General features: G+C 62.2%; 10 protein-coding genes. 6 read left to right on the top strand and 4 right to left on the bottom strand.

Going from position 1 to position 11897, the window contains the following annotated elements; translation table 11 throughout:
• Nucleotides 1-65 precede the first annotated feature (65 nt).
• The 3 genes from GH769_RS03300 to dinG all read right to left on the bottom strand — a co-directional run bounded on the left by GH769_RS03300 (nt 66) and on the right by dinG (nt 5824).
• Entirely contained in the window at nt 66-1211 is a 1146-nt protein-coding gene (locus tag GH769_RS03300; RefSeq protein ID WP_020300980.1) for a serine hydrolase domain-containing protein, read from the bottom strand.
• An 82-nt stretch (nt 1212-1293) separates the two neighbouring features.
• Nucleotides 1294-3591 (bottom strand): beta-galactosidase, encoded by a 2298-nt coding sequence (locus GH769_RS03295; RefSeq protein ID WP_032903238.1) that lies wholly within the window; start codon nt 3589-3591, stop codon nt 1294-1296.
• 88 nt (nt 3592-3679) lie between these two features.
• Nucleotides 3680-5824, bottom strand: coding sequence for an ATP-dependent DNA helicase DinG (dinG, locus tag GH769_RS03290; RefSeq protein WP_014717263.1), 2145 nt, complete (start codon nt 5822-5824; stop codon nt 3680-3682).
• Nucleotides 5825-5923: 99 nt separating this feature from the next.
• Here dinG and GH769_RS03285 point away from each other — a divergent pair, with 99 nt between their 5' ends.
• Entirely contained in the window at nt 5924-6388 is a 465-nt protein-coding gene (locus GH769_RS03285; RefSeq protein WP_019817847.1) for a CopD family protein, read from the top strand.
• Nucleotides 6389-6491: 103 nt separating this feature from the next.
• Here GH769_RS03285 and GH769_RS03280 read toward each other — a convergent pair whose 3' ends face one another.
• Nucleotides 6492-7250 carry a collagen-like protein gene (locus GH769_RS03280; protein ID WP_019817848.1) on the bottom strand — a complete coding sequence of 253 codons (759 nt, stop codon included), beginning with the start codon at nt 7248-7250 and terminating at the stop codon, nt 6492-6494.
• Nucleotides 7251-7429: 179 nt separating this feature from the next.
• Between GH769_RS03280 and GH769_RS03275 the strand changes: the two genes are divergently transcribed.
• From GH769_RS03275 to GH769_RS03255, 5 genes are all read left to right on the top strand, one after another.
• A complete protein-coding gene (locus GH769_RS03275) occupies nt 7430-7927 on the top strand; it encodes a DUF6231 family protein (RefSeq protein WP_032903239.1) in 498 nt (165 codons plus the stop codon).
• A gap of 4 nt (nt 7928-7931) precedes the next feature.
• Nucleotides 7932-8402 carry a YchJ family protein gene (locus tag GH769_RS03270; protein ID WP_003189238.1) on the top strand — a complete coding sequence of 157 codons (471 nt, stop codon included), beginning with the start codon at nt 7932-7934 and terminating at the stop codon, nt 8400-8402.
• 21 nt (nt 8403-8423) lie between these two features.
• Complete coding sequence (locus tag GH769_RS03265) at nt 8424-8906, top strand: LEA type 2 family protein (protein WP_032873061.1); 483 nt, start codon at nt 8424-8426, stop codon at nt 8904-8906.
• Entirely contained in the window at nt 8903-9103 is a 201-nt protein-coding gene (locus tag GH769_RS03260; RefSeq protein ID WP_003189235.1) for an SEC-C metal-binding domain-containing protein, read from the top strand. Before GH769_RS03265 ends, GH769_RS03260 begins: the two co-directional genes overlap by 4 nt.
• A 275-nt stretch (nt 9104-9378) precedes the next feature.
• Nucleotides 9379-11820, top strand: coding sequence for a penicillin acylase family protein (locus tag GH769_RS03255; RefSeq protein ID WP_032903240.1), 2442 nt, complete (start codon nt 9379-9381; stop codon nt 11818-11820).
• The last annotated feature ends 77 nt before the right edge of the window (nt 11821-11897 follow it).

Below are 11897 nucleotides of genomic sequence, written 5' to 3'. Positions count from 1 at the left end.
ACATGTCGTTCAGCATCTTTTTTATACTTGCCTTTGTAACAAAAAATTGTGAAACAGCAAGGGGTTTATAGACAACCGGCCAATATTCCGACCAACTTCTGGGACCGCGGGTCCATAAGTACGTAAGGCCCCAGGGTATTAGTCACGAAACCGAAGGCTACATCATGTTCAGGGTCGGCAAACCCGACCGATCCCCCTGCCCCGGGATGCCCGAATGCACGTGGCCCAAGGCCGAACGTGGCATTGGGCAACTGCGGTTGATCCAACATGCAGCCCAGGCCGAAACGGGTTTGGGTCAATAAGGTTTTATCCAGCCCGATACTGTGCTCGCGGGTCAATTGTTCGAGCATGTCGCTTTCCAGCAAACTACCGTCCAACAAACCACTATAAAACCCGGCCAGGCTGCGCGCATTACCGTGGCCATTCGCCGCAGGCTGCTGCATGCGTCGCCATTCGGGCTTATTAGTGCTGGTCAGAATAGACGGTGGGTTGGCAAATGCACGGGTAGTCATCGCCGCAGGCTCGCGCATCATTACTTGAAGTAACCGTTGCGCGGCTTCATCACCGATAGTGCCTTTGCTGCGTGCGATATGGGCGACGCGATAAAACTCTTCATCCGCCAGGCCCACATGGAAGTCCAGCCCCAAGGGGCGTGCCACCCGCGCCACGATCGACTCCCCCGGCCCGCGCCCATCGGCGCGGCGCAACAGTTCGCCAACCAGCCAGCCATAGGTGATCGCTTCATAGCCATGGCCTTGGCCCGGTGTCCACCACGGGGCCTCCGCCGCCAGGGTATCGACCATCAATTGCCAATCGTACAGGGCCTCGGTGGGCAGCATTTCGCGGATGGCGGGCAGCCCGGCCTGGTGGCAGAGCAACTGGCGCAGCGTGATCGCGTCCTTGCCAGCAGCGGCAAACTCCGGCCAGTACTCGGCCACCGGCGCATCAAGCTTGAGCTTGCCTTCGGCCACCAGTTGCAGGGCAGTCACTGCCGTGAAGGTCTTGGTGCAGGAGAACAGGTTGACGATGGTATCGCTGTGCCAGGCCTCGGCACCGTCCTTGTCGGCAGTACCGGCCCACAGGTCGACGACGGTTTGCCCGCCAATCTGGATGCACAGCCCGGCACCACGCTCCTGAGGATCATCGAACAGGGCGGCGAAGGCTTCGCGCACCGCTTCGAACTGCAGCTCGTAATGACCCTGAATCTGCACCTAATTCCCCTCGGAAAACACCATGAAAAGTGGTCGCCATTCTTTCAGCCATTGTGGGTTTTGTGAACCCGTCAACGATGAATCAATGCCCATTCCCAGCATGCCCGCCAGGGTGCCCGGCGCCCTGCCCCGCGCCTTTGCCGTCACGCCCAGGTTTGGCGGCGTCACTCTCACGCGTCGCTTGGGTGGCCTTGGCTTTTTGCGCCTCACGGCCCAGTTGGTCGAGCGCGGCCAGGTTGCTCTTGCGCACCGTCTCGACAAAACCCTGGAACGGTACATCGGTGATGCCGACCAGGCCGAAATGGCCGTTTTCACCATCCAGCAGACGCCCGGTGACCGGCTGGTCCAGGTACTGGAACCAGTGCACCCCGACAATCGACGGCTCGGCCACCGCCTGTTTGAGGAAGGTGGAGTACGCCGCGCCGCGGTCTTCTTCGCGGGCCAGTTGCGTCACGCCGCCCCAGAACGGGCCACGGTCGGCAGAGCCAAAGTTGAATTCGGTGATCAGTACCGGTTTGTCCAGCGCACGCAGGGCGGCGAAGTCATACCCGTCCTGGGGTTTCAAGGTGTACATGTTGAAGCTCAGCACATCGCAATACTGCGCGCACGAAGCGACCGCTTCCGGCGTGCTCACCGCAAAACGGCCGCCCAGCAACAGCTGGTTGGGCGCGTGCCACTTCAACGAGTCGGAAATGGTCTTGAAGTAAGCATCGGCGAAGGTCTTCTGGAAATACTTGAAGTCGGCTTCGATCTCCGGGTGTTCAGGGCTGGGCATCGGCGGCTCAAAGCCGGGATCTTCCATCAGCTCCCAACCGGCCAGTTGAATGCCCCAGGCTTTGGAAAGGCCCTCTTCATTGCGGTATTTATCGCGCAGTTGCTTGAGGAAGGCGCGCTTGGCCGGCACGTCGGTGGTCATGCGCAGGGTGCCGTAGGCCAGGGCGTAACGGGATTTTGCATCCTCGCCGGGGCCGGCCCAGGCCAATTCGTTGTCGGCAAAAAAACCGATCAACCACGGGTCGTCACGATGATCGCGGGCCGCGATGGCCACGGCGCGTTCGGTGGCCATGGCAAAACGCGGGTCGAACGGGTCGGGCATACCGCCCCACCAGTCGGTGCCGGTACTGATGCTGGCATAGTCACCGACAATCGACAGCGGCAAGGTGTACGGCACGCGGTCGGCAGTGGCCAGGTCCGGATCGCTCCAGTTGCCGACGGTGTTAAAGCCCCAGGCTTGCAGGCGATCGAGGGTATGGGTCACCCAGCGTGGCTGGTCCAACGCGTCACCGCCGTAAGTGCGTTGCAGGTTGGCGCCGTAGAAATCGTACCAACGCCCCGAGCCAAAGCCGCGACCTTCGCCGGCGCCGTTGCCGGTGCGGCTGTCGTCGCTGCCGTAGTACTTGTCAAAGGGTTCGCCGGCCTTGGGCAGCGCCGCGAACATCCACTCGCGCCCCGCCACGTAGGTCTGGCTGTTGTCCGGCGCCACGGTGTTCACACCCAGGGAGTAGAACGGATGCCCGTCCGGCGTCACCAGGTACCAGCGGCCGTCGCGCTTCTGGGTGCGGAAAAAGCCGCTGGCGTCGAAGGCCGGGCCCTTCTTCCAGCCACCGTATTGATCCAGGGAGGACTTGTCCCGCTCGGCCAGCCAGGTCTTGAGCTGCTGTTGTTCTTTGGCGGCCGATGCCTTGAGTTGCTCGTCGTTGCTGACCTTCTCCGGCCAGCGCGCGCGGTTGGATTGGCCATAGGCATCCACTAGTTCAGTGTAGGCAGCCTTCAATACTGGCTCGCTGTCCTGCACGCCAAAGCGCTCCAGCAGGATACTTTGGGCGGCATTGGGCTTGAGCATCGACAGGGTCACCGAGACCACCTGGCTGCGGTCGATTTCGCCGGCGCTGGCGGCCAGCAATACCCGTTGGCCATCCACCGTCATCGGCATCGGCGGGCCGGCCTTCATGCCCTGGCTCAGGGGAGCGTTGGCTTGCAGCGGGACGAGCAACGTCTGGGCCGGGCCGGCCGGCAGGTCGATGCGGCTGACGAGCGTCTTGCCGTCGGCGCTCTGCACCTTGACGTAAAGGGTCAGCGCCCAGTTCATTGCGCTCTGGATACGCAGGCTCATGGCGCTCGATTGCGACCAATCCCACGTCCCCGTCTGCGGGCTGAGCACCAGGCTCGGCTCGGCCGCTGGGTTGAAGGTGATGCGGCGCAGCACCTCGCCTTCGGGGGTTTGTTCGGCGTTGTATTGCGGCAGGCTGGCGTCCTGGGTCGCCACCTTGACCACATCGGCAGGCCGGACGAAGTTGAACAGCGTTTGTTGCCCCTCGGGCGCCGCCATCAAAGGCGCAGCGAACAGCAGGGCAAAAAGAGCGGGCAGCGTGCGGATCATACGAACAAGGTTCTCCCAAACGGCCGATGACTGGCCTGATGATAGTGATGAGATAGACCACAGAGTGGGCGAATCCGCCCACGGTGGCTTAAGAAATTTCGCGCCTGAACGGCGGCAAGGCATTGAGGATCGCCTTGCCATAGCGCTGGGTAACCAGGCGACGGTCGAGCAAGGTGATGGTGCCGCGGTCTTCTTCGGTACGCAGCAGACGCCCGCAGGCCTGCACCAGCTTCAGTGAAGCATCCGGCACCGAAATTTCCATGAACGGGTTGCCGCCCCGGGCTTCGATCCATTCGGCCAGTGCGGCCTCGACCGGGTCATCCGGCACCGAGAATGGGATCTTGGCTATCACCACGTGTTCGCAGTAGGCACCGGGCAAGTCCACGCCTTCGGCAAAGCTGGCCAGGCCAAACAACACGCTGGAATCCCCACCGTCGACCCGCGCCTTGTGCTTGTTCAGGGTTTCCTGCTTGGACAGGTTGCCCTGGATAAACACCTGCTTGCGCCAGTCGCGGTCGAGGCCGTCGAACACGTCCTGCATCTGTTTGCGCGACGAGAACAGCACCAGGGTGCCGCGGGAGCCTTCCACCAGAGACGGCAAATCGCGAATGATCGCCGCCGTGTGCGCCGCCGCGTCCCGTGGGTCGGCCTTGAGGTCTGGCACCCGCAGCACGCCGGCGTCAGCGTGATGAAACGGGCTGGGCACCACGGCGGTGACGGCTTTTTTCGGCAGGCCGGCGCGCATGCGGAAGCGGTCAAAGGTGCCCAGGGCCGTCAGCGTGGCCGAGGTTACCAGGCAGCCGTAGGCGACGTTCCACAGGTTGCGGCGCAGCATTTCAGCGGCGAGGATCGGGCTGGCGTTGACCTCGATATCGAACAACGCACCGCTTTCCGACAACGTCAGCCAGCGGGCCATGGGCGGGTTGTCTTCCGGGTCTTCGACGGTAAAGGCGGTCCACAGCTCCCAATTGCCTTGGGAACGAGACAGCAAACTGCCGAACAAGGGATACCACTCTTCGGCCTGGTTGCTGGCGATGCCGATATTGACCTCGCCATCCATGCCTTCCTTGAGCAAATCCGTCAGGCGGGTGAACAGGTCGGTCAGGCGTGAAAAGCCTTTCTTCAGCTCGATGCCCATTTCGCGCATGTGCTCGGGAATCATCCCGCCGACAAAACGGTGGCGCGGGCGCTCTCGGCCTTCGACGTCTTCACCGGGCTTGAAGTCCGCCACCTGCTCGCAGGCGCTGAACATGAATTGCTGCTGGGTCTTGATCTCGCGCGCCAGCTCCGGCACTTGCTCGATCAACTTGCCCAGGTCGCCGGGTAACGGGTGCTGGGCCAGCAACTTGGTGAGATTCTTGGCAGTGGTTTCCAGCCAGTCGGCCGTGGAACGCAAACGGGTGTAGTGGGCGAAATGGCCAATGGCCTTGTCTGGCAGGTGGTGGCCTTCGTCGAACACATAGAGGGTGTCGCGGGGGTCGGGCAGTACCGCACCGCCGCCCAGGGCGAGGTCAGCCAATACCATGTCGTGGTTGGTGACGATGACGTCCACTTTGCCCATGCCTTCGCGCGCCTTGTAGAACGCGCACTGGCCGAAGTTGGGGCAATGGCGGTTGGTGCATTGGCTATGGTCGGTGGTCAGGCGCGCCCAGTCGGAGTCTTCTAGGGCAGTGGGCCAGCTGTCGCGGTCGCCGTCCCATTTGTTGCCGGCCAGCTTCTCGATCATGCTGGTAAACAGCTTCTGGCTGGCCTCATCCACCTCGATCTTGAAGCCTTCTTCTTCGAACAAGGAGGCGGTGGCGGTTTGGGCGTGGCCTTCCTGCAGCAATACGTCGAGCTTGGACAGGCACATGTAGCGGCCACGGCCCTTGGCCAGGGCGAAGGTAAAGCTCAAGCCGCTGTTGCGCATCAGGTCGGGCAAGTCTTTGTAGACGATCTGCTCTTGCAGCGCGACGGTAGCGGTGGCGATCACCAGGCGCTTGCCAGCAGCCTTGGCCGTAGGGATCGCAGCCAGGCTGTAGGCCACGGTCTTGCCGGTACCGGTACCGGCCTCGACGGCCACTACCGCAGGCTCACCCTCGCGGCGGCCTTCGTCGTCGGTGTCGATATCCCCGAGGACTTTTGCCACTTCGGCGATCATCAGGCGTTGGCCGTAGCGCGGTTTCAAGCTCTTGGCTTCGAGAAAACGCGAATAGGCGCCCTGGATCGTGGTTTTGAGTTCAGTGCTGATCATGGATAGTCGGGCGCAAAAAACGCTGGATAAATTTTCAGTGGTTCGGATCGGCCGCTATCATACCCCGCTAATTAATCCCGCGCAGAACGGAGTACCACAATGACCGCGTTTAGCCTCGCTTATACCCTGCATGTACTGGCCGCATTGATCTGGGTCGGCGGCATGTTTTTCGCCTGGATGATCCTGCGCCCCGCCGCCATGGCGGCGCTTGAGGGCCCTGCCCGGCTCAAGCTATGGGCAAATGTGTTTCAACGTTTTTTTGTATGGGTATGGGTGGCGGTGGTGCTTTTGCCGATCAGCGGCATTGGTTTGCTGCAACTGCGTTTCAGTGGTTTTGAGACCGCGCCGCGTTATGTACAGGTGATGATGGGGTTGTATCTGGTGATGACGGCGTTGTTTATCCGCATCCAGGCGTTGAAGTTCCCGGAGCTGAAGGCCGCGGTGGCGGCTGAGGATTGGCCGGCGGGCGCGGCTGCGCTGGGGCAGATTCGCAGGTTGGTGGGGATTAATTTGATCGTGGGGTTGGTGGTGGTGGCGGTGGCTTCGGCTCGGCCGATGTTCTGAGGCGAGCCTTACACCGCTATCGCGGGCAAGCCCGGCTCCCACACTGGAATGCATTCCAAATGTGGGAGCCGGGCTTGCCCGCAATAGCGTCAGGCCAGGCGACTCAGAGCCGCTGGATAGTCACAGACCCCGCAGGCCCAGCCGGCCCCGGTTGCCCTTCCAACCCTGGCCGGCCCTTTTCGCCGCCGTCCGCGCGGTACACCAGGCAGCCCTTGGATTGCCCGCCCTTGCCGGGTTTACCCGCCACCCCAGCCAGGCCGCCCGGCCCGCCATCGACCCAGACCTTGATCTGTTCAGCCGGGAACGCCTGCGGCAACTCCAGGCGTACCTGGGCGCCCGCCGCCCCTGGCCGGCCATCGCCGCCGTTATCGCCATTAAAGCCGCGCCCGGCTGAGCCCCAGGTGCAACCCGGGTCCACGCCGTTGGCACCGTCCAGGCCCGCATATCCTTGGGCGCCAGCGCCGCCACGGGCATCCACCGACAGCGCTTGGGCAGTCAGCGAGTTAATGCGCAAGGTCAGGTCACGCCCAGCTTTGGCGGGTTTTTCGTGGGTGCCGGGGGCGCCCCGTGAGGTGATCTGGCTACCGTGCTCCAACTGCGCCTCGCGCACTTGCATTTGCAAGGCGGTATTGCCGGGCACAATGGTGATGCGTGCGTCGCGCCCCAAGTGCAGCTCATCCACCGTGACCTGGCTGATAGTGGCCGGAATCAGCAAGGTGCCGTAGTCCGCTACGTCCAGGCGTTCAAGCTGCAACACGCTGGTGCTGCTGGGCAGGCGCATCAAGGAATTGGTTTCGACACTGACGCTCTGGGCCAGGGCAACGGGGCTGACCAACAGGGCCAGCAGAAAAACCTTACGCATCATGGGGCTCCTGAGTGTTTTCAAATTTTTCTTTGAGCGCACAGTAACGACTTCTACCGGCGATTTGCCAGTGAAGGATCAAAAAACTTCAGTTCTGCCTCGGTGGGTATCGACCGTCGCGCTCTAGGCCCACGCGCCTAGCCGCGCTAGTCTCTACGGTCTTGATGCGAGGATCTGCAATGACCGCTGGAATTTCTGCCCGTACGCCCCAACACGCCTTGGCGGCCCTGCTGGACCTTCACAGGCCAAAACGCCTGTTGTTAGTGGGCGCCAGCCAATTTCCGGCGCTGGATGCCTTCAAAGCTGCGCACCCGGACACCGAGGTGTTGTATGCCGCGCCAGGGCCGTTGTCGGAAGACCTCGCGGTGCAGCGTTTTGACCTCGCGCTGGTGGTCGACTGCCTGGAGCACCTGCCCAAACCCCAAGGCCTGACCTTGCTCGGTGGCATTCGTAACCTCAACGCCAGCCGCATTGCGGTGCTGGTCGACCTGAGTGCCTGCGACTGGAAGGACACCGACTTTTTCTCCCTGGCCCTGCAAGCCGGTGAACGCTTCCAACGCGATGATCAGGTACTCACGCTGTTTACCTATGATCTGCTTGACTATAAACAGGTGCCGGACTGGCTCAACGCCCGCTTCTGGGCCAACCCGGAAAACTTCGGAAAGTATTGGTGGTAACCCGATGAGTACATCCATTTGCCCGTGTGGCAGCGGCAATCTGCTGGATGCCTGCTGCGGCCATTATCACGCCGGTCACCCGGCCCCCTGTGCCAGCGCGTTGATGCGTTCGCGCTACAGCGCCTATGTGCTGGGCCTGGTCGATTACCTGGTCGCCACTACGCTGCCTGCGCAACAGGCCGGCCTGGACCGCGACGCCATTGCCGCCTGGAGTGCCCAGAGCACCTGGCTGGGGCTGGAGGTTGAAAGCTCCGAGGTGTTCGGCGGCCAGCCGGAACACGCCTTTGTCACCTTTACCGCGCGCTGGCATGACGCTACCGGTGAACATAGTCACCGCGAGCAGTCTTCTTTCGTACAGAATGAAGGGCGCTGGTACTTCATCGACCCTACGGTAGAAGTGAAGGCCGGACGTAACGATGCCTGTTTGTGTGGCAGTGGGCAGAAATTCAAGAAGTGCTGTTCCAGCTACTTCTAATGACTCGACGGGGATAACGCCATGCTTCGGATGTATAGCTTGATACTGGCGTTGACCCTGGGCCTGACCGGCTGCGCGTCCTGGTTCGAAGACGACGCGCCGCCACCCCACGTTTCCCTGGTCAAGGTCGAAGTGGTACGGGCCAAGCTGCTGGAACAGAAATTCAAGCTGTACTTTCGCGTGGACAACCGCGACGACGCCGACCTGACCGTGCGCGGCCTGGTCTACAAGGTCAGCCTGGGCAACCTGGTATTGACCGAAGGCGAGTCCAACGAGTGGCTGACCGTACCGCCACGCAGTCATAAATTCTTCAAGGTCTCGGTGCGCACCAACCTCTGGCCGCAGGTGCGCGAGGTGGTGCAGATGTTGAAAAATCCCGACGAGCCCGTGCCTTATCGCCTGGAAGGCGAACTGAAAACCGGATTATTCATCGGTAATGACGTGCAGGTGGCACACAATGGCGAGATAATCCCCGGCGATTTTATTCCGGAGCAACATCGATGACACAGCAACCTCATGTCCATGGTCCTGACTGCAACCACGATCACGACCACCATGATCACGACCACGGCCATGTCCACGGCCCGAACTGCGGCCACGCTCATCAAGAGCCGGTGCGCAATGCGTTGAAGGACGTCGGTCGCAACGATCCTTGCCCGTGCGGCAGCGAGAAAAAATTCAAGAAGTGCCACGGCGCTTAAACCGTACTGAAGATCAAAATGCCGGCGGCCCCCCGCCCCAGCCTTGATCCAAGGTTGCAGGCGATCAAATGTGGCAGCGGGCTTGCTCGCGGACGCGTTCCGTCAGTTGATACAGACACTGACTGATACACTGTTTTTGCGAGCAAGCCCGCTCCCACACAGGTCTGCGCCTGACTCAAGTTCTAATGCTAAACCCAAAACTCCCGCTTGCGTCGTTTCGCCGCGCTCACTAACGTAGCGCCTTTACTGACGCTACCCCCCGCAGGAGCTTTGCCATGGCCTCGCCAGCCCTCTTACATTTTCTTCCCCGGTTCGGCGTTGCCGCGGCAGTGGTCAGTGCCTTGGGCCTGGCCGGTTGCCAGCTCCAGAACACCCAGGACACCCTGCCGCCCGTTGCTGGCGTGCAGCCAATCAAGGGCCTGGCAAAGAATGTGTCGGTGCGCCGCAATGCCCAAGGCATGCCGCTGATCGAAAGCAACACCTTCCACGACGCACTGTTCAGCCTCGGTTACGTGCACGCCAGCGACCGCATCACCCAGATGGTCACCCTGCGCCTGCTGGCCCAGGGCCGTCTGGCGGAAATGTCGGGCCCGCAAGTGCTGGATGTCGACCGCTTCATGCGGGCGGTCAACCTCAAGAAAAGCGCTGGCGAGTTGTACAACGCCTCGTCGCCGCGCCTCAAACGCTTCTTTGAAGTGTATGCCCGAGGCGTCAACGCCTACCTGTTCCGTTATCGCGACAAGTTGCCGACGGACCTGGCCCAGAGCGGCTACAAGCCCGAGTACTGGAAGCCGGAAGATTCGGCGCTGCTGTTCTGCCTGCTCAATTTCAGCCAGTCGAGCAACTTGCAGGAGGAGCTTTCGGCCCTGGTGCTGGCGCAAAAGGTCGGCGTCGACAAACTCGCCTGGCTCACCCCAAGCGCACCGGACGAACCCGTCCCGCTGGCCGAAGCCGACAAACTCAAAGGCGTCAACCTGAGCCAGATCACCGGCCTCGCCGGGCTAGAGACGGTGGGCCAGCAATTGCGCAGCCTTAATGCCCTGGGCGTCACCACCTCAAGCAACTGGGCCATTGGCCCGCAACGCAGCCGCAGCGGCAAGAGCCTGCTGGCCAACGACATCGCCGCGCAGCCACAAGCACCGTCGCCGTGGAACTACGTGCAGATTCGTGCGCCCAAATACCAGGCTGTCGGTGCTTCGATTGCCGGCCTGCCGACCCTGCTGTCGGGTTTCAACGGCAAGGTCGCGTGGAGCATGAGCGCGGTCAAGGGCGACACCCAGGACCTGTTCCTCGAGAAGGTCAAACGCCAGGGCAACGCGCTTTACTACGAGAACAACGGCAAATGGCTGCCGGCCGGCGTGCGCAACGAAACCTTCTTCATCAAGGGCCAGCGCTCGATTCGCGAAGTGGTGTACGAAACCCGCCACGGCGCCCTGCTCAACAGCAGCCAGGCGCTCACCAGCGGTCTAGGCCTGGCTTTGCAAACCGCCGACTTCAAGGACGACAAGAGCCTGGATGCGTTCTTCGACCTGTCCCGCGCACAAAACGCCGGCAAGGCCTCGGATGCTACCCGCGAGATTCGCGCCATCGCCCTGAACATGATCTTCGCCGACGCCAGCAACATCGGCTGGCAGGTTACCGGCCGCTTCCCCAACCGCCGCGAAGGCGAAGGCCTGCTGCCATCGCCGGGCTGGGACACGCGCTTTGACTGGGACGGCTACGCCGACGCGATGCTGCACCCGTACGACCAGGACCCGGCCCAAGGCTGGATCGGCACCGCCAACCAGCGCACCGCGCCGCGTGGCTACGGTATGCAACTGTCCAACGCCTGGGATGCACCGGAGCGCAACGAGCGCCTGGCGCAACTGGCCAACGCCGGCAAGCATGACAGCCGCAGCCTGATTGCCATGCAATACGACCAGACCACCCTCTTCGCCGCCAAGCTCAAGGGCATGTTCCAGGCACCCGGCATGGCCCAGCCCCTCAAGCAGGCCATCGAGGCCCTGCCGGCAGCGGAGCGTGCCAAGGCCCGCGAAGCACTGGAGCGTCTGATGGCCTTCGATGGGCGGCTGGCGACCACCTCGGCTGACGCGGCGATCTATGAATTGTTCCTGCAGGAAAGCGCCCGGCAGATCTTCCTCGACAAACTCGGCCCGGAAAACAGCGCCAGTTGGAAAGCCTTCGTCAGCAACGCCAGCCTGTCCTACTCGGCCATCGCCGACCATCTGCTGGGCCGTGAAGACAGCCCGTTCTGGGATGACACGCGTACACCGCAAAAAGAAGACAAACCCGCGATCCTGGCCCGCACCCTGGCCGCCGCCATCACTACTGGCGACAGCCAACTGGGCGCCGATCACAAGGCCTGGCAGTGGGGCAAGCTGCACAGCACCACATGGAAAAACACCAGCGGCCAGGTCCTCCGCGGCCCCTTTGCCAGCGGTGGCGACCACAACACCTTGAACCCGGCGCCCTATAGCTGGGGCCAGGACTTCAACGCGACCCAGGTGTCGGCGCTGCGCATGATCATCGACTTCGGCCAGGCGGAACCAATGATGGGCCAGGGCGGCATCGGCCAATCCGGCAACCCGGCCAGCCCGAACTATGTCAGCGGCATCGACCCGTCGTTGAAGGCGCAATACCTGAGCTTTCCGATGCAGCCGCAGAACTTTGAAAAGGTGTATGGCAAGACAAGGTTGACCCTGACGCCCGGTAAGTAACCGGGCTTCCTTGACGAAACCGGATAACGCTGTGTGGCTTGCTGCGATAGCAGCCGACGGTAACCACGATGCGAAGC

The organism is Pseudomonas sp. CFSAN084952 (genome assembly GCF_009648855.1).
Lineage (GTDB): Bacteria > Pseudomonadota > Gammaproteobacteria > Pseudomonadales > Pseudomonadaceae > Aquipseudomonas > Aquipseudomonas paracarnis.
The sequence above is the reverse complement of the archived record's forward strand: the minus strand, read 5'-3'. Positions and strand labels throughout refer to the sequence as shown.

Bases quoted from the DNA above. Each gene is read 5' to 3' on its own strand.
- dinG (WP_014717263.1), bottom strand. From the start codon at position 5,824: ATGATCAGCACTGAACTCAAAACCACGATCCAGGGCGCCTATTCGCGT.
- GH769_RS03295 (WP_032903238.1), bottom strand. From the start codon at position 3,591: ATGATCCGCACGCTGCCCGCTCTTTTTGCCCTGCTGTTCGCTGCGCCT.
- GH769_RS03280 (WP_019817848.1), bottom strand. From the start codon at position 7,250: ATGCGTAAGGTTTTTCTGCTGGCCCTGTTGGTCAGCCCCGTTGCCCTG.
- GH769_RS03265 (WP_032873061.1), top strand. From the start codon at position 8,424: ATGCTTCGGATGTATAGCTTGATACTGGCGTTGACCCTGGGCCTGACC.
- GH769_RS03275 (WP_032903239.1), top strand. From the start codon at position 7,430: ATGACCGCTGGAATTTCTGCCCGTACGCCCCAACACGCCTTGGCGGCC.
- GH769_RS03260 (WP_003189235.1), top strand. From the start codon at position 8,903: ATGACACAGCAACCTCATGTCCATGGTCCTGACTGCAACCACGATCAC.
- GH769_RS03270 (WP_003189238.1), top strand. From the start codon at position 7,932: ATGAGTACATCCATTTGCCCGTGTGGCAGCGGCAATCTGCTGGATGCC.
- GH769_RS03285 (WP_019817847.1), top strand. From the start codon at position 5,924: ATGACCGCGTTTAGCCTCGCTTATACCCTGCATGTACTGGCCGCATTG.
- GH769_RS03255 (WP_032903240.1), top strand. From the start codon at position 9,379: ATGGCCTCGCCAGCCCTCTTACATTTTCTTCCCCGGTTCGGCGTTGCC.